The organism is Arachidicoccus rhizosphaerae, from assembly GCF_900107765.1.
Lineage (GTDB): Bacteria > Bacteroidota > Bacteroidia > Chitinophagales > Chitinophagaceae > Arachidicoccus > Arachidicoccus rhizosphaerae.
In genome coordinates, this window is record NZ_FNQY01000016.1 from 1 (window position 1) to 19,445 (window position 19,445).

Here is a 19,445-nt window from a genome sequence, read left to right on the forward strand (position 1 = left end):
AGATGTTTGATCATTAGACTGCCAAGGACGAGTCGCCCACTGAGAGGTTTTCTCCCTTCCGCAGAGCTGAATACTTTATCGTATACACCAACGATCCGGTCCCAGGGAATATTCCTGGCCAGGAAAACCCACCGGTTATTCAAGTCCAGCTGCTGCTCGAATGGGGTCTCAAAACCCTCGAAACTTAGCTGGTTGGGACTGCTATAAACCGGAGATGGTGCACGCTTTTTATAACTTCCACGCATAAAACCTTGCACTTTTTTAATGAAAAATCCACTGAAACCTCAATTTACATATAATTTGGCAGTTGTTCAGCAGACTCTATTTAAACGTCATCAAGAAAATTGAAATCCCTGACAGCAAATTTATTTAAACTAGTTGCTTTCACACACCTTATCACAAATACAGATTAAAAAGCAGCCCTCCAATTATTTCTGGAAGGCTGCGCTATTAATCAGTATTACATTGGACACTCAATAATTGTACTTACGGCTATCAAAAAGTCGGTCCTAATGACGGCTTTAAATCGTCATCCAGGGCCTATTTATTACCAGCCCGTATTTTGCATACCGTCCTGTATTTCTGTAGGATATAAAGAAATCTGTCCGGTTGGAACGGGTGACAAATAATTTTTATCCGCAAATGTCCGGTTACTGCTGGAACTATAGGGTTGCAGATAACCATCACTGGTTAAGGTGATGCCTTCAGCCGCGGGCACCTTAGCTCCCAGGAAGATATCCGGATTTACCGTATTATCCAGTTTTTCACCTTTTTTCCAACGCATCAGGTCATAAAACCGGAATCCGCACATCATCAGTTCTGCCCTTCTTTCTCTTCTGATTTCCCAAATAAGAGAAGGCACGTCACTGTCCTTATCCGGATCGGTAAAACTGACGCCGTCAATAGCAGTACCCTGATGCCCCGTTACCTGTAAGGCAGCGACTCCTGATCTTGCCCTTAACAGGTTGACAGACTTATCCAGGTCGGCCTGGGTCATGGTATAGGCACCTAAATCATCCAGTTCCGCACAGGCTTCGGCGTAGTTGTCCAGGATTTCAGGCAGCCAGAAAATCGGCGCATCCGTGCTATTATAAGGGGCCAATTGATTTTCATCAGCAGGCTGCAGGAACTTAGCCGGCCTGTAACCTGTGGAAGCACTCAGCCCACCGACCAGGTGAGTTTTATAACAAAGAAAATCGCTGATGGATTCCAGTAATCGATGGTCCCGGTTGGCGCGGGTATGGTCTAAATCCGCATCCCCTTCATATTCACTGGAAAGACCAATCGGAAGACCGTCTGTGCAGACAAAAGATTCCACTGCATTTTTACTGAGACCAGCCATCGTAGTACTGCTATTGGTATAACCAATAACAGAATGGGTCAAAACACCCGGCTCATATTGTTTATACAAGATACATTCTTTATCTCCGCTTAAATCCAGTGAGCTGTAAACCGTTCTAAAATCAGCATTCAGGCTATATCCGGCCGACATCAATTTTTCACTGGCATCTTTTGCGTCCTGTAAATACTTTTTAGCGTCCGGCAAATTAAGTTCCGTATGATATTTACGGTAAGTTCCCGCGTATAATCCCACTCTGGAAATCAGTGCCAGGGCAACATTTTTATTTACTGTATTATCCTGGTCCTCGTCCCTTAAATTCGCATAGGCATATTGCAGATCAGCCATTACGCTATCCATAACCAGGGCTCTTGAATCCCTGGCCTTATAGATCACATCCGTTTCAGAGATATCCAGAGATTTATTAATCCAGGGTACATCCCCGAAAACTTTTACCAACCTAAAATAAGACAATGCTCTGAAAAAACGAGCTACGCCTTTCCAATGATTTTTGGCTTCCTCATCCATCGGCACATTATCCACATTTTCCAGCATAATATTCGCTTTGCGGATATAGGCAAAAGTCCATCTGGAATCGCTGGCCGGAGCGGTCAGGGTAAAGTTGGTAAATCCGGAAGGAGTCTGATCATCAGACAGCCAGCTGAAATAAAAATCCCCATTGGTGCCTGTTCCAAAACCGGTAAAGAGTTCATAAAAGCCCCAATTATAGGTTCTGACATTGGTCTCACTGGTCCAATACTCATCATTGGAAAAGTTATCCAAGGGCGGCTTGTCCACAAACTTGGCACATCCGGTAAAAAGGCCGGTAATCAATAAGGACAGACCCAGTAAATAATATTTATTGATTGAAAATTTCATAATAGTAATTTTTTACGTCAGGAAAAGGTTAGAGACTGAGTTGTACACCAAAAGAATACATACGCTGTATCGGGAAAGTCCTACCGGTGGAAGAGCTATATCCATCAAGGGCTTCCGGATCCAGGGGTACCCCTAAATCATCGAATGTAAACAGGTTTTCCCCGCTGACATATAACCGGACTGATTTAATACTATAACGGCTCAGCCACTGACGAGGCAGTGTGTATCCAATGGATACATTTTTCAGACGCAGATAAGCGGTGTTGAGCAAATATTTAGATTGTGGATAAAAGTTATTCCCGCCTGCGGCAAGTCCGGGGATTTTGCCACTGGCATTCCCGGAATAAGGATTAGGATATTTGGCGTCCGTATTATCCGGTGTCCAGTAATCCAACTGGTGGGCATATAGGATATCGCCTCCTCTAAAGTTTGGCATGGCCACATCGCCTGTCCCCCAGTAACTTTGTTTACCTACTCCCTGGAAGAAAAAGTCAAAATCCAGATTGCGGTATACTCCGCCGATTCTGAAGCTATACATATAGCGGGGTTGCGTATTACCAATAACTTTCAGGTCACCAGGATTATTGGCGGAGAAATCTCCCCCATCTATCACCCCGCTTCCGTCCAGGTCCTTATATTTAATATCACCGGGGCCGTATTTAAAGTTGCCGCTGGCAAGCGCTGACTGATCCGCCACGCCGGAAGCAAAACTGCCATCTGCATTAAAATCAGCATCAGTAAAATAACGGTCTGTTTCAAAACCCCAGATATCACCATAGGTTTCACCGGAATAATTCTGAGACAGTAACTTGGACGCATTATCCCATTTGGTAATTACCGTTTTATAGTCCGTCAGGGTCAGAGATCCGTATAGTGCCAGTTCCTTACTAACGGGCAGATTACCGTTCACTGAAAGTTCCCAGCCACGGGTCCGCATGCTGCCTCCGTTAACCCAGGGGGCAGAAGTACCAAAGGTACTTGCCACAGCATTTTGGGTCAGCATCCCGTCATTAGAACGCTGGAACCAATCAAAGCTCAAAGAAAGATTATCATGTAGCATACTGATATCCGTCCCAAGGTTCAGCGTAGTAATTTTCTCCCAGGTCAGAGAAGCGGCTACAGCGTTAGGAGAACCAACTCCTTGCGCTTCCACTCCGTCTACGACCCAGGCCACTGCACCCGCTGACATCAGCGGCAAATAACGATTTGATCCACCCAGATCCTGGTTGCCGATAGCTCCATAAGAAGCTCTGAACTTCCAGTCAGAAATAAAGGGTCTGATAAATTCCATGAAGTGCTCTTTACTGATTCTATAACCGGCAGAGGCAGAACCAAACATTGACCAGCGGTCTTTGGCAGCAAAGGAGGAGGAACCGTCATAACGCCCGTCCAGTTCCAATAGGTATTTATCTTTATAGTCGTAGTTGATACGGCCAAAATAACCTGCAAATGCACTCTGCGCATTGCCTCCTGAAGCGCTCATATCTCCGGATGCCAGATCCAGATATCCTTTAGTCGGATCCAGCACATTTTTACGATCCGCGTAAAAATAAATATTACCATCTTTTTGCGCATTGATACCGGCCATCAGTTTCAAATGATGGTCTGCGCCAAAATGCTTGTCATAGGTGGCATAGATATTAAACACATCTATATTATCTCTGTTTTGGGAGGCCGAAGTATAATCATAACCGGATGAAGATATATTCTCATAAGGAGTCCCTGAGGTCCAGCTATCCCAGGCCATCACCGGGCCGCCGGTTGACTGATTGATGGCATTGTCACGTACGATGCTGTAATCCGCATGCAGGTTTAAATCCTTAGTGATTTTAATATCAGAGCTCAGATCCACCCTGCTGTAATTATCAATGGTTTTATTATCCTGAGCCGCATTCAGGTAAGCGGGTATATTACGAAAATACTTTCCCTGGTAGGTACCGTATGGCCAGTAAGCCCCCCAGCGCCACATGTAGTAAAAATAGTTCTGCGTGGCTCCGTAATAGCCAAATGGATAATCATATTCAAAATTGCGATATAGCATCTTTACATTCAGCTTCCACCAGTCAGTGACGTTGGCAGTGACGCCGGTGGAGATATTGTATTTTTGTACCTGATCTGGATGCACCCGCATAATACCCCCTTCCTTGCTATATCCTGCGGAAACGTAATAGGCGATATTTTCGCTACCTCCGGAAACCCGGATATTATGCTGCTGCCCGGGCTGCGTGCGAAGCATCATTTTTTTAACATCCCAGATCCGGTAAAAATAAGGGACCGTACTATCTGTCATATCAAAATCTTCTCCCAGCACCATTTCATCTGACGTGCGTTTACCCGCATATTTTTCCTTCCAGTTCTGAATCCCGGTCAACAGTTGATTTAAGTCCATCCCAAAGAGTTCCGGGGTAACACCGGCTCTTTCGTCTGCTTTAATAATGCCGGGCAGCTCCTGTGTGGGATCTGCAAAATCCGGTAAGGTAGTCGGATTACTCCAGTAAAAATTATTAGAATAAGTCACTTTAGTCGGCGTGTTCATCCGGCCGGATTTTGTTTTAATCAATATCACACCAAATGCGGCCCTCGCTCCGTAAATGGCGGTGGAGGCCGCATCCTTTAATACAGAAACACTTTCTATATCATCCGGGTTAATAACCGATAAATCATCTGTTTCTACATTATCCACCATGATAAGCGGACTGCCAGATCCGACTAAAGAACCGATGCCTCTGATTCTGACGCTGGCAGGCGCCGTTAATCCTCCATTGGAATAACTAATGGATAAACCGGGTGCCACCCCCTGTAACCCTTTAATCGGGTCATTTAAAGGGCGGTCTCTGAAAGTCTTCGTGACATCTACCGTACTGACGGCTCCGGTAACCTGACCTCTTTGCTGTTCTCCATACCCCACCACCACTACGTCATTGAGGCTCTGTGACGCGGCCTGTAACCCTATACTGACCGGTTTGTCCTCATTGACCGGAATCTCCTGAGGTAAATGCGCAATATCTGTCACAGACAGGACAACAGGCAATTTAACCTGCAACTGAAAATTCCCTTTGGCATCTGTGAGTGTTCCCTGCGTCGTCCCTTTAATAGTGACTGAGGCGCCTTCTATGGGCGTACCATCCGCCTGATTATAAACATTCCCGTGTATTTCCACCACGGCGCCGGTATTGCCGGTTTGAGCAAGTACTTTCACCGGACACAGAACCGTACCCAGCAAAAAGCAGGCGATCAGTACAAAGACAATGCTGAGTTGACGATTCACTCCAATGGCCACATTTTTTGTTAACAAAGGAGCAAGAGTATTCGCCCGTATATTCCCAACAACTGCGTCTGACATAGGATCTTCCATTGGCAAAGTATGAGATAGCCTGGCTCTTTGTATTTTGGCCAAACATAACGCCCTGACAGTTTTCTTTTTTGGTAAGTGCATAGGATCAATTTTGGATAATTAGAATAGATAAAGGAGAGCATTTTTTAAAAATTCTCTCTTTCAAATGGTTGTTGGATAGGCCCTATCTGTACAGACATAAGCTAACAATCCCTAGTTTACTAACCGGATTGCAATAAGCCTTGCTCCTGTTTGTGCATTTTATTGCAAACTATTTGCATTTTTCGGATAAAATATTTTCTTAAAAAATCACAATTCCGCAATAATTATCTTACATAATTACAGAATTAAAGTTAAATAAAAAATAATTTTTGCACAAATTTTAATCATTTAAACTGACAGAATTTATAATTAATTAATTATCATCTATTTAATAAATAACTCCGATTATCTTAAATCGCCATAAGTTAACAATATCATTCAATAAAACACGCACAAAACCGCATAACCCAATTTTGAAAATTAGTGCTGCTATATGCCATTTATTGAACCTGGGGCGCGTATTAGCGGGCTTATTCAATAGGCTTTGTTAGTCAGATATCTTTTCACCGGGATTTTGTCGCAGGATTTACCCGTTTGGTATCAAAGCCGTTTTATTACTTAATCCAACCAGGTAATTTTACGGTCCATAAGTAAAATAAATGGCTATGGCAATAAAACAATCTCATAATAAAACCAGCCTTTGCACTGCCGGCAGCAAATTTAAATTCGTTGCCTTACTCGTGGCAGCAGGCTTTCTGGCGGCTGCGATTCCAAACCCGGCCCAGGCGCAGGTACCCCAGACGACCCAGGACAGCATCACGGTCACCGACAGTGCCGGGATCCGGCCAATAGATGCAGCTGTTTCCTTAAATACTGCTGACTCCCTGATCTGGGATCTTAAAACCTGTCTGGAATATGCCCGTGCGCACAATATTACCATTCAGACCATGCAACTGACCGAGCAAAGTGCGGGCAAGGACCTGGAACAATCTAAATATAACAGACTCCCCTCTGTGGACGCGAGCATCTCTCAGAACTTAAATCACCAGCACAGCGGCACCGGAATTAATGGCACCTACGGCGTGAATGGAGACATGACGCTATATCAGGGCGGTTACCTGAAAAATGACATCAAATCCAAACAACTGAGTTTACAGGCAGCAGGCCTGGATATCCAAACCACGGAAAATGATATCACCCTGTCCATTACTCAGGCCTATTTAAATATCCTGCTCGCCAAAGAGAACATTACTTATTATAAAGGTCTGATTGAGTCCTCTCAGGCCTTGGTTGATCAAGGTGCACAGTTTTATAAAGTGGGTACGGTGGCTAAGAAAAATCTCCTGGAGCTTCAGGCAACGCTGGCCAGCGATAAATATCAACTGGTTAACGCAGAAAATACGGCCAAACAGTATATCCTCACCCTCAAACAAATACTGCAGCTTCCAACCGGGACCAATTTTGATATCAGCAGTGACGCTAATTTACAGGATGTCCCTGCCCTGCTGCCTTTAACAGAAGCCCAGAACAGCGCGCTTAATACCCGTCCTGAAGTAGCCAGCAGTGCCATCAATGTTGAGGTTGAAGAGGCCGAACTCGCTAAGATCAAAGCCGGCCTGAAACCTACTTTATCGCTCGGAGGTTCCGTAGGTTCCAGTTACGGTTCCACCATCTCCGGCGGATATTTCCCTCAACTCAATAATAATTTTTATCAGCAATTAGGCCTTACGCTGAGTATTCCCATTTTTGACAGAAAGCAGACCAGGATCAGTGCTTCCAAAGCAGACATTGCGATAAAACAGGCGCAATTATCGCTGGAAAATACCAAACTGCAATTAACCCAGCAGGTTGAACAGGCTTACCTGAATGTCAATAATGCGCTCAGTCAGTATGAGGCAGCGCTGCAGCAGTTAACCTACGCGCAGGAAGCTTACAGAGTCGCCGGCGAGGAAATGAAAGTCAGCAACTATGTGACCGCAGATTACCTGCAGCAAAAAACGGTGTACGTACAGGCTGAACAAAACTTCATTCAGGCAAAATATACCGCGGCCCTACAGGCACGAATTTATAACTTCTACGCCGGCATTCCGGTGGTCAACAAATAATAAAGGCAACCAGTAACAGCCTTAAAACATTTAAAAACAATCACTTCAAAAATCATACGGATGAAAAAGAAACCCATTATTATTACACTGGCCGTCATCATCCTGGCATTTCTGGTCTGGTTTTTCTTTCTGAAACCCAGCCCGGTGGTCACTACTTTTACTTCTGAAAAACCTACCACCGGTCATATCGCAGAAACCGTAACCGCTACCGGAACCATCCAGCCTGTGGACACGGTGGCTGTGGGTACCCAGGTATCCGGTACCGTTCAGGCCATTTATGCAGACTATAACTCTGTCGTTAAAAAAGGACAGTTGCTCTGCGTATTAGATCAGTCATTATTTATCGCTTCTGTGGATCAGGCTAAAGGAAATCTGGCAGCTGCTCAAAGTAACCTGACCTACCAGACCAGTAATCTTTCCAGACAAAAGCAGCTCTTTGAAGTCGGAGCCATCAGCAAAGCGGACTATGACAATGCGGTGTATGCTTATAATTCAGCCAAGGCCAGTGTCAATTCGCAACAGGCCAGTCTGGCGACAGCAGAAAAGAATCTGTCTTTATCTAAAATATATTCTCCCATTGACGGTACTGTACTTTCCAGAAATGTAAGCGAAGGTCAGACAGTGGCAGCCAGTTTCAGTACGCCTACTTTGTTTACCATTGCCAAAGACCTGAAAAAAATGCAGGTTCAGGCCTCCGTAGACGAAGCTGACGTTGGAAATATTAAAGATAAAGAGCGTGTAACTTTTACCGTTGATGCCTTCCTTGGAGAGACATTTGAAGGATCTGTTCAGGAAATCCGTTTGAGTCCGACCACTTCTTCCAATGTGGTTACCTATACCACCATTATCAACGCCCCTAATGACAGCCTCCAATTAAAACCTGGTATGACAGCCAGTATTATCATCTATACAAAGGAAGCTGAAACAGCGCTGTTAATACCGGCCAAAGCAGCAACTTATACACCTGCTACTCCGGCTAAGGATGCACTTTATACGCTTAAATATGCAGCTGACACTTCAGCTTTAAAAGACAATGAACGCTTTGTCTGGGTGAGAAAAAATGCAGAGCTGGAACAAAGAAGAATCACCATCGGACTGGATGACAACACGCAGTTACAGGTGCTTTCAGGACTCAGCGCAGATGATCAGGTCGTAACGGCAGAAGCGCAAACTTCCCTGAAGCAGGCGAGCGCACAGGCCGACGGCTCCAGTCCATTTATGCCGCATCCGCCCAGAAGAAACAACAAAAAGAAATAAGCGTATCCGAAAAGCAACCGGATAGACCGATAGTCCCTAAGAGCGATCTCAGCATACGCGTTAAGATACTTTGGTACATTACAGTAAAATCAGACCAATGGCACAAGAAATATTAAACATCCAACATCTGAAAAGGTCCTTTGCCATGGGAGGAGAAACGGTGCACGCCTTAAAGGATGTATCTTTTTCCATCCAGGCAGGGGAATTTGTTACCATCATGGGTAGCAGTGGCTCCGGTAAAACCACCATGTTGAATATCCTGGGTTGTCTGGATAATCCGACCAGTGGCACTTATATGCTGGACGGTCAGGATGTCGGCAAACTGGACCGTAACCAGCTGGCCCGGGTCCGCAATTCAAAAATCGGCTTTGTATTCCAATCCTATAATCTGCTGGCCAGGACCACAGCACTGGAAAATGTGGAACTACCCTTGTTCTATAATAAAAAGGTAAACGCTGCAGAAAGAAAGCAAAGAGCCATCAAGGCCCTCCAGGCCGTTAAACTGGATGGCCGGATGGATCACCTGCCCAATCAGCTCTCCGGCGGTCAGCAGCAGCGTGTGGCCATTGCCCGGGCCCTGGTAGGTGAACCGGTCATGATACTGGCCGATGAGGCCACCGGTAACCTGGATACCCGCACCTCTTATGAGATCATGGCCCTGATGCAGGATCTTAATAAAGAAGGTAAAACCATCGTATTTGTCACCCATGAGCCGGATATAGCTGCCTTCAGCAGCCGGACCATCATGCTCAGGGACGGCTCGGTACAAAAGGATCTTAAAAACGAAAAAGTCCGCTCAGCCAGACAGGCACTGGAAGAATTGCCTCCGGCAGACAGCTATTCGATTTAAGGACATGCTTTATCCAGACAGGACTTAAGGGAGCCAAAGCAAGGCTAACTCAAATAAAATTTTACAGCAATGGCTATATTAAATCTGATTAAACTCGCTATAAAAGCCCTGCAGCGCAACAAGCTAAGGGCGTTTCTGACCATGCTTGGTATCATCATTGGAGTCGCGGCAGTGATTGCCATGATGGCCATCGGACAAGGTTCCAAGGAGAGCATCCGCAGCTCTTTGTCCGGCATGGGCTCCAACATGATTACCATCTTCCCCCAGAGTAACCTGGAAGGCGGCGTGAGAATGGGAGGCAGCAGCTTTCAGTCACTGACCATGAAAGACGTGAACGCGATAAAAAAACAGGCGACCAAAATTGACGGTATATCACCGGTGGTCAATGCCAGCGGCCAGGCCGTCAACGGCGGGCAAAACTGGCCTACCAGCATATACGGAGTCAGTCAGGATTATCTACATATCCGCCAATTCAGTCTGAAAGACGGGGTTAATTTTACGGACAAGGATATCCTTACCTCTGCCAAAGTATGCCTTTTAGGCCAGACGGTCATCGATAACCTTTTTGCACCAGGCGTAGACCCCGTAGGCAAATACATCCGCTTTGGCAAGACGCCCTTTCAGGTAATCGGTATTCTGAACCCTAAAGGACAAAGTAACTTTGGTCAGGATCAGGATGATATCATCCTGGCGCCTTACACCACCGTACAAAACAGAATCACTGCCAGTACCGTTTATCTCAATCAGATCTACGTATCTGCCATCAGTGAGGCGGCCAGTGACTCTGCCACCAATGAGATTACGTCCATATTAAGGGCCAATCACCATCTTACTGATCAGCAGGAGGATGACTTCAACGTCAGAACACAGGCGGAGCTGATCAGCACCATCAGTGCAACAAGCAGCATGCTTACAGTGCTACTGACCTCTATAGCCGGGATTTCCCTCTTCATTGGGGGGATCGGCATCATGAATATCATGTACGTATCCGTTACGGAAAGAACCAAGGAAATTGGTCTTAGAATGGCTATAGGTGCCAGAGGCTCCGACATCCTGATGCAATTTTTAATTGAAGCCATCATTATTAGTATCACAGGCGGATTGATTGGTGTGGGACTGGGGCTACTCTCCTCCTTTTTAATCACCAAACTGGCCCACTGGCCGGTACTCATATCAGAGACCTCCATTATGATTTCATTTTTGGTATGTGGCATTACAGGGGTATTTTTTGGTTACTATCCGGCGCAAAAAGCGGCAAGGCTCGACCCGATTGAGGCGCTGCGTTATGAATAGCATACCTAATAAACAATGACGGGGTATACTGACAGCCTTTTAAATAAAAGGCTGTCAGTATACCCCGAAGATACAGGCTCATAAAAAGCCTGATTTAAATGATGAAAACCGACGATCAACATAGTATAAACACGCAGTACAAACCAAATAATGGCTATCTTCATACGATGATACAAAGAGCCATGCGCATCAACTTTTCTGATAAAAGGGTGATTATCCTGCTGCATATCATCATGTGGATTGCGATATTATCCCTGCCATTTATTCAGTATAACAGCGATCGCCACCGGGTGCCGGGCCCGCCCAGCGAAGAGTTGAGGTTAGCTTTTTTACACCTCTCCCTGTTAAATAATTTGGTGTGGATTGTCATATTTTATCTGAACAGTATCCTTTTGATTCCAAGGCTGGCCACTCCTAAAAAGTGGACGGCTTATACCATCAGTATTTTTATCCTTTTCTTTTTTGCGTTAGGTGTTAATTATCTTCTGGTAAAGACAGTCATCCATGACGGTCATTATAATTTTATTCGCTCCATTACTTTTAGCCTGCCCCCTTTTATACTGGCCATACTGTCCAGTTCTCTATGGCAGATCTGGCGTGATAAGACCAAGACCGCTCAGCTCTTGCAGCAACAAAAAGAGGAGAATCTCAAAACAGAACTTTCTTTTTTACGGTCTCAGATCAGCCCGCATTTCATATTCAATATATTAAATAATATCACGGCACTGATCCGCATGAAAAGTGAGCAGGCAGAACCCACGATTATTCAGCTTTCCGCGTTGTTACAGTATATGCTCTATGATACGCGTGAGGAAAAGGTGCTGCTTACCACCGAAGTCAGCTATCTGAAGACCTATATTGAGCTCCAGCAGCAACGCTTTGGAGACAGGGTCCAGATTCACCAGGATATAGCGTTAGAGAACAACTGGGCAGAAATCGAGCCCATGTTGCTAATCCCCTTTGTGGAAAATGCCTTTAAACATGGCAGTGGTTACCTGCAGCATCCGGAAATTGACATACACCTGATTACAAAAAGCGGACGGCTGATTTTTGAAATCAGCAACCGGTATGATCCGGTTAGTACGGAAATCAAGGACCGCGTATCCGGCATCGGTCTTTCCAATGTCCAAAGAAGAATTGAACTTTTGTATCAGAATAGAAGCAGCTTTTTTATTCACCGGGATCAGGACACTTTTACCGTACATTTGGAACTGGAATTAGGTCCCGCAAAACAATAATAATGATGATGAGATGTCTGGCAATGGATGACGAACCGCTGGCCCTGGCCCTGCTGGCCGATAATATCAGTAAAGTGCCTTTTCTGGAGCTCGTCGCGTCCTGTAATGATCCCTTCAAGGCTATTGAGATCATGCAGACTGCCTCCATTGACCTTATTTTCACGGACATACAAATGCCGGGACTCACAGGTTTACAGTTTATTGAAGGGCTGGTAAACCGGCCCATTGTGATATTGATTACAGCCTATAAGCAATACGCTTTACAGAGCTATGATCTGGATGTGGTGGATTATCTGGTAAAGCCCGTGGCACTGGACCGGTTTATCAAAGCCTGTAATAAAGCGCATGAACTCTTTTTACTTAAAAAAGCCATGCAATCCAGACAGCAGTCAGATCAGAGCGGACAAACCGCCGGCGCTCAGCAAGCACAGCCGCCATCCGGCCCCTCCCCGGCAGGCAGCCCTGTTCCGGACTATCTTTTTGTAAACGTCGGGTATAGTCTGGAAAAAGTGATGCTGTCTGACATTATTTATATTGAAGGGTTAAGATCCTATATCAATATTCATCTATTAAGCCAGCCACAGCCCTTACTGACAAGAGCCACCATGAAATCCATTGAGGCCTACCTGCCGGCTCCGGACTTCATGCGCATTCATAAATCCTATATCATCGCCACCCGTCAGATACAGCGCATGAAAAAAAATGACCTGACACTGATCGGAGGAACCGAATTACCCATCGGGGAAATATACCGGCCAGCCGTTAACGACCTGATTAAAAACCAGCTGGGATAGGCTGATCCTTGAGGCTGCCGGGCAAACGAAGACCGTCTTTTTCATTCATTACATATCGTGCCTGCAGGCAGGCACAAAAAAATAGGAACCCGCTGTTATTAAGTTGGGTTCCTATTGTTTTTTATCTTTTCCAAAACGCTGCAGGCAGCGCTAAGATGTTAGACGATTTCTGTTGCACCTTCAACCAGTACGGTAGCTTTATTATCCAGGATTTCTACAAAACCTCCTTCAATAGTAAACTGCTGGTTATTGGTACCTTTTGCATTAACCAGTACTTTAATCTGGCCTTTAGTTAAAGCACTTACCATAGGTGCGTGACGGTTCAGGACTTCAAATAAACCGCTGACGCCTGGTAACTGAACGCCATACACGTCGCCGCTATAGATTCTTCTTTCTGGTGTTAATATTTCTAAAAGCATGAGTATCAATTTAATTAGGTAAAATATTGATCCGTCCGGGTTTGAATTATCCCTGAGCCTGGGCCAATAGTTTTTTACCTTTTTCAACTGCATCTTCCAGTGTACCTACCAGGTTGAATGCTGCTTCTGGATATTCATCCACTTCTCCGTCCATGATGGAGTTAAAGCCACGGATGGTATCTTCAATGCTTACAAATACCCCTTTCAGACCTGTAAACTGTTCAGCTACGTGGAACGGCTGAGACAGGAAACGCTGTACTTTACGTGCTCTGGATACGGTCAGTTTATCTTCATCACTTAATTCATCCATACCCAGGATGGCGATGATGTCCTGTAATTCTTTATAACGCTGTAAGATCAGTTTAACACGGTTGGCGGTATCATAATGTTTGTCTCCTACGATGGCAGGAGTCAGGATTCTGGAAGTAGAATCCAGCGGGTCAACCGCAGGATAGATACCTAAGTCAGCAATTTTACGGGAAAGTACGGTAGTGGCATCCAGGTGGGCAAAGGTTGTTGCAGGTGCCGGGTCAGTCAAGTCATCCGCAGGCACGTAAACCGCCTGTACGGAAGTGATGGAACCATTTTTTGTAGAAGTAATTCTTTCCTGCATCAGACCCATTTCTGTAGCCAGGGTTGGTTGATAACCTACCGCAGAAGGCATACGACCTAACAGGGCAGATACCTCAGAACCAGCCTGTGTGAAACGGAAGATATTATCTACGAAGAAAAGGATATCTCTACCTTTACCAGTACCGTCACCATCACGGAAGTATTCGGCAATAGTCAGACCACTCAAGGCAACACGGGCACGAGCTCCCGGAGGTTCGTTCATCTGACCGAACACGAAGGTCGCCTTTGACTCTTTTAATCCTTCCATATCCACAGCGCTCAGATCCCATCCGCCTTCTTCCATGGAATGCTTGAATTTTTCACCGTATTTCATGATACCGGCTTCAATCATTTCACGCAGTAGGTCATTTCCCTCACGGGTTCTTTCCCCTACACCGGCGAATACAGACAGACCACCATGGCCTTTGGCAATATTGTTAATTAATTCCTGAATCAATACGGTTTTACCTACACCGGCACCACCAAACAGACCAATTTTACCCCCTTTTGCATAAGGTTCAATCAGGTCAATTACTTTAATACCCGTGAATAATACTTCAGTAGAAGTATTCAGGTTTTCAAAAGCTGGAGGTATGTTATGAATAGGACGTCCGCCGGCTTTATCGATCTGAGGCAGACCATCAATGGCATCTCCGGTTACATTAAACAAACGTCCATTGATACCTTCCCCTACTGGCATGGTGATAGGACGACCGGTATCAACAACTTCAGTACCACGTACGAGACCTTCTGTACCTTCCATGGAGATGGTTCTCACACTGTCTTCTCCTAAGTGCTGCTGCACTTCCAAAACCAGCTTCTCGCCGTTTTCTTTTTGAAGTTCCAACGCATTGAAGATCTCAGGCAGTTGCTGATTATCAGGGAAATGTACGTCTACGACCGCACCGATGATTTGTTTAATTTTACCTTTGTTAGCCATAAATGACAAAGAATTAATGTGTCTTTTTTTAATAAAAATGCTGTGAAACCAGGCGGTAAAACACCGCTATTTTCAATTTTTGGCAAAGGTAAGGGTTTAGAATTTTTTAAAGGAAAAAAATAGAGAATAAATTTAACATGAACCAATTTTTTTTGCCAATGTTTGTCTGATTTTTGCGCCAATCACCGGAATGCCAACAAAATGCCAAAAAAAATATTTTTTCACAATTATTTTATTGTAGATTTGTTATTGCTTACTAGAGACTAACAAGTAATAAAAATTATAATATGAGAAAACCACTGCTTCTGTTCCTGTTGTTTGCAATAAGCTTATACGGCTTCGGGCAAAAAAAATTGCCTAAATTGGGCCATTATACGGATGAAGAAATGGCCTTTACGGACTGTTCCTTTGATCCGGGCTCCGATATTGTTTGTCTTTTCGAGGAAAGTGTGGTTCAGTTTAACCTTAACGGCTCCACGCCAATGCTGGAAACCTATATTCGTAAACGGTTTAAAGTGCTAAAGACACCAGGCGTTGAAAGTGCCAATGTCAAACTCTCCTATTACAGTAAGGACGGCTTTGAAGATATCAGCGGTGTGGAAGGTTACGTATATAATTTAGGATCAGATGGTAAGGTGACCACCTCTAAAATGAAAAACAATGAGACCTTCCGGAAAAAAATAGACGGGGAGTATTCTGAACTTAGTTTTGCCCTGCCAGAGGTGAAGGTCGGAAGCGTATTTGAATACAAATACCGGGTGTACAGACGTACCATTGGCGGGATAGCCCCCTGGAGATTCCAACATGAATACCCTACGCTCTATAGCTGCTGCCACCTGATGATCCCTGAATATTTTGATTTCACCTATTCCGCGGTCCGGCGCCAGCCCATGGAAGTGAAGGCCGACGGTTCTGTCAACGGCAGTTTTTATTCAATGAGTGATATCCCGGGGATTCATGACGAGCCTTATATGGCAGGCACCAATGATTTTATCCAGCGCGTTGATTTTCATCTAACCAGAATCAACCCTCCGGGTCAGTCCCCTATCCTTGTGGGTACTACCTGGGACAACATATCCAAACAGTTACAGGAAAACAATTATTTTGGGCAACAGCTGCATAGAAATATAAAAGGAACGGATTCCCTGAAAACTGCCCTTGCCACCTGCCATACCCAACTGGATAAATTAATCGCCATTTATCAGTTTGTACAGCAGTATATGGCCTGGAACGGCGATAATGAAATTTTCTCCTCCGATGCAGGCATTAAGGATGCCTGGGATAAAAAACAAGGCAATTGCGCGGACATCAATATGATTCTGATTGATTTACTGAAGGATAATGATATAGACGCTTATCCTATTTTGGTGAGTACCCGCGATCACGGAAGTGTTCAGAAATCCTATCCTAATCTGATGCAGTTTAATGCAACCATGGCCGTTGCCAAACTGGATTCTACCGTTTATGTTATGAACGCCTCAGACAAATACAACCCGTATGATCTGGTGCCCTATGATGTTCAGTATACTTATGGATTTATAGTGGACAGGAAAAATTCCGATTGGCTGACTATTTATGATAACCGTAAAAAAGAAAAGTCCTTTATCACGGTTTCCCTTAATCTGGATAAGGAAGGCAAACTTTCCGGAATAGGCAGAGCTGCCTATAGTGACTATGCCAGAAATATGCGGCTGAATGACTATAGAAAAAAACAATTAAAGGACAGATTGACGCTAAAGGGAGATATCAACCTGAATATTGATTCGTTAATTGTCCAGAACGAGAATCTGTGGCAAAAACCCCTGGATGTTCAGATTAATTGCAGCGGTAAGGCCAAAACATCCGGCAAGTATACCTTGATTCCTTATGATTTGTTTATGGGCCTGGAAGACAATCCGTTTACGGCAGACAAAAGACAAACCAATATCAATTTTGGTTATCTGCAGGACGTCCAGGTCACCGGCTATATTAATTTACCCGAAGGTTATACCGTAGAGTCCCTTCCGAAATCCATGAAAATGCAGATGTCAGACAGTTCCATTCTATTTAAACGCATCTTCCAGCAGTCATCTGCCACCCAACTGGCCTTCCAGCTCCGCATTCAGCATTTGCGACCTGAATACGCCACCGTGGAATATGAAGATCTAAAAGCCTACTATAAAAAAATGTATGAGCTTTTAAATGAAAGAATCGTACTGAAAAAAATGTAAGCATAAAGTTCAGGGCAGTATATCTAAGGCAAATGGAGGATTCACTTTCTTGTCTGCCTGGATGCTGTCCGGCTTTACCTATCAATTTCCTTATTTAAAACTGCAGTTCTCATGTATAGTTGTATGCGTCCCTTTACGCTGTTATTTACCCCCTTGCTTTTACTGAGTCATCCTTGGGGGGCCAAGGCTCAGCCGGCCCCGCCTCAGTATCCGGTTTCCGCCATTGCGGACAGCTTACTGGAAGATGCCAACAGTGTAGTACGGCTGAGTTCCACGGAACTTACTGTAAAAGATCCCCAGAACGCAACCGGTCATTTTCATAAGGTTTATACCATTTTAAACAAAAAGGCGGACCGCTACCTCATTTTCAGCTCTTATAATTCCAGTTTCCGGCAACTAACGGACGTGAATATCCGGGTCTATGATAAGCAGGGACTGCAGATCCAGAAATACAATAAAAAGGATATGATGAGTACCAGTTTTGGAGAAGAACTGGTGGATGACGGCAGCCTTACTTATTTCAGAGTCAGCCCTCCCTCGTACCCGGTTACCGTTGAATTTGACTATTTTGTTAAATATAAGGGTATCCTGGTCTATCCGGGTTTTGAAATGCAGGCTGCAAGTCAGGCTTTGCAAAAGGGTGCTTATCAGATTACCCTGCCTGCAGATCTTGGATTCAGGTATAAGAATATCAATACACCCATTCAGCCCCGAAAAAATACTGCCGGCCTGCTTACCACTTATAAGTGGGAAGCAGGCAATTTACCAGCCATTTCCCTGGAATCCCATTCAGGTCCTGACTATCAATACCTGCCGATGATTTTAATGGCTGCAGATAAGTTCAGCATGGATGATTATGCCGGCCAGATGGACAGCTGGAGCCATTTTGGGGACTGGGTGCGCCTGCTTAATAAAAAAGACGCTGCCTTAAAACCCGAGCAAATCGCCTTTTATCAGAACCTCACAGCAAGTGCCGCTAGCCAGCAGCAAAAAGCAAGAGTGATCTATGATTATCTGCAGCGTAATATGCGTTACGTAAGCATTCAACTCGGCATAGGTGGTTACAAACCACTCCCGGCAGCCTTTGTCAGCACCAAAAAATATGGGGATTGTAAAGCCCTCAGCCATTTTATGCAGGCCGCACTTGCAAGCGTTGGCATCGAAAGTTTTCCCGCACTGATCAATGCAGACCGCCCGGAAATTCCGGTGGAACCGGATTTTCCTAATGGATATTTTGACCATGAAATTTTATGCATCCCTCATTTGGACGGGAAAAGTGATACGACCTGGCTGGAATGTACCAGTAAATTAATTGACTTTGGCACGCTGGGTTATTCAACGGCTGGCAACTATGCCTTACTGTTAACACCAGATGGGGGCAAGCTGATTCAGGCGCCCGCTACCACCTGCCAGGAAAATATACTTTCCATCCATGATACCATTTTACTGCACGCGGATGGCTCTGCCACCCAAAAGTCAAGATACGCGGGACAGGGCGCATACAAGGATATGTTTTTATATGGATTTTATCAGCATGCCGACCGGGATAAAAAGGACTTTATTACGGATTATCTGGGCTTAAAGTCTACAGATTCTCTACAATTTGGGGAGCAAGCCAGAACGACCGGCCCCTATACATTTGACATGGACCTTAAGTATGACAATTTTCCTGATTTTGTATCCGGCACAAAGGTCTTTGTCCGTTCCAGACCTTTTAGCAGGTTTATTTACACCCCGGATGAGGATTCTTCCAGAACAGCCGATTATTATTTTGATTTCCCGCATACCATTGTTGATACAACTGTCTATCAGCTGGATGCAGACATGCATCCCGAATCCATTCCTGAGGACCGGACTATTTCCTATGATTTTGGCACTTATGCCAGTCAGTATCATTATGATGCAGATAACAGAAAACTTAGTATTATCAATCAGTTAGTCATTAATAAGGATATCGTTAAGGCGGATAAATTTAATGACCTGATTGATTTTACCGGTAAAGTCGCCGGTGATGTGGAGGAGAAAATTGTCTTTATCAAGGATTAAAGTAAACGGACCAGTCAGCTAACGGGTACGGATCATTGACAATACGCATACCCTGCACAGTTTTTGTGGCCTGTAAAACATACTTGA

Annotated in this window: 12 protein-coding genes and 1 pseudogene; 8 read left to right on the plus strand and 5 right to left on the minus strand. The window is 44.7% G+C overall.

What is annotated here, in order from left to right; translation table 11 throughout:
- The 3 genes and pseudogenes from BLU80_RS13180 to BLU80_RS13190 all read right to left on the minus strand — a co-directional run.
- Positions 1-245: pseudogene (locus tag BLU80_RS13180) on the minus strand (hypothetical protein); the annotation flags it as partial.
- 302 nt (positions 246-547) lie between these two features.
- Positions 548-2,218 carry a RagB/SusD family nutrient uptake outer membrane protein gene (locus BLU80_RS13185; protein ID WP_091399296.1) on the minus strand — a complete coding sequence of 557 codons (1,671 nt, stop codon included), beginning with the start codon at positions 2,216-2,218 and terminating at the stop codon, positions 548-550.
- Between the two features lie 28 nt (positions 2,219-2,246).
- Entirely contained in the window at positions 2,247-5,654 is a 3,408-nt protein-coding gene (locus tag BLU80_RS13190) for a SusC/RagA family TonB-linked outer membrane protein (RefSeq protein WP_091399299.1), read from the minus strand.
- 605 nt (positions 5,655-6,259) lie between these two features.
- Between BLU80_RS13190 and BLU80_RS13195 the strand changes: the two genes are divergently transcribed.
- The 6 genes from BLU80_RS13195 (at position 6,260) to BLU80_RS13220 (ending at position 13,131) form a co-directional block, all read left to right on the plus strand.
- Complete coding sequence (locus tag BLU80_RS13195) at positions 6,260-7,699, plus strand: TolC family protein (protein ID WP_170831240.1); 1,440 nt, start codon at positions 6,260-6,262, stop codon at positions 7,697-7,699.
- A gap of 60 nt (positions 7,700-7,759) precedes the next feature.
- A complete protein-coding gene (locus BLU80_RS13200) occupies positions 7,760-8,956 on the plus strand; it encodes an efflux RND transporter periplasmic adaptor subunit (RefSeq protein ID WP_091399304.1) in 1,197 nt (398 codons plus the stop codon).
- Positions 8,957-9,053: 97 nt separating this feature from the next.
- Positions 9,054-9,806, plus strand: a complete 753-nt coding sequence (locus tag BLU80_RS13205) for an ABC transporter ATP-binding protein (protein ID WP_091399306.1) — start codon at positions 9,054-9,056, stop codon at positions 9,804-9,806.
- Positions 9,807-9,875: 69 nt separating this feature from the next.
- A complete protein-coding gene (locus BLU80_RS13210; protein WP_091399309.1) occupies positions 9,876-11,099 on the plus strand; it encodes an ABC transporter permease in 1,224 nt (407 codons plus the stop codon).
- Between the two features lie 98 nt (positions 11,100-11,197).
- Positions 11,198-12,337, plus strand: coding sequence for a sensor histidine kinase (locus BLU80_RS13215; RefSeq protein ID WP_091399312.1), 1,140 nt, complete (start codon positions 11,198-11,200; stop codon positions 12,335-12,337).
- Between the two features lie 2 nt (positions 12,338-12,339).
- Positions 12,340-13,131 carry a LytR/AlgR family response regulator transcription factor gene (locus tag BLU80_RS13220; RefSeq protein ID WP_211481843.1) on the plus strand — a complete coding sequence of 264 codons (792 nt, stop codon included), beginning with the start codon at positions 12,340-12,342 and terminating at the stop codon, positions 13,129-13,131.
- Positions 13,132-13,289: 158 nt separating this feature from the next.
- Here the strand turns inward: BLU80_RS13220 and atpC are convergent, their stop codons facing one another.
- Both atpC and atpD read right to left on the minus strand, forming a co-directional pair.
- Complete coding sequence (gene atpC, locus BLU80_RS13225) at positions 13,290-13,550, minus strand: ATP synthase F1 subunit epsilon (protein WP_091399315.1); 261 nt, start codon at positions 13,548-13,550, stop codon at positions 13,290-13,292.
- Positions 13,551-13,596: 46 nt separating this feature from the next.
- Positions 13,597-15,102 carry a F0F1 ATP synthase subunit beta gene (gene atpD / locus BLU80_RS13230; protein ID WP_091399317.1) on the minus strand — a complete coding sequence of 502 codons (1,506 nt, stop codon included), beginning with the start codon at positions 15,100-15,102 and terminating at the stop codon, positions 13,597-13,599.
- Between the two features lie 287 nt (positions 15,103-15,389).
- On the opposite strand from atpD, the gene BLU80_RS13235 reads away from it, so the two are divergent.
- Both BLU80_RS13235 and BLU80_RS13240 read left to right on the plus strand, forming a co-directional pair.
- Positions 15,390-17,312: a DUF3857 domain-containing protein gene (locus tag BLU80_RS13235; protein WP_091399319.1), complete on the plus strand. Its 1,923-nt coding sequence runs from the start codon at positions 15,390-15,392 to the stop codon at positions 17,310-17,312.
- A gap of 111 nt (positions 17,313-17,423) precedes the next feature.
- Positions 17,424-19,358, plus strand: a complete 1,935-nt coding sequence (locus tag BLU80_RS13240; RefSeq protein WP_091399322.1) for a transglutaminase family protein — start codon at positions 17,424-17,426, stop codon at positions 19,356-19,358.
- Positions 19,359-19,445 lie beyond the last annotated feature (87 nt).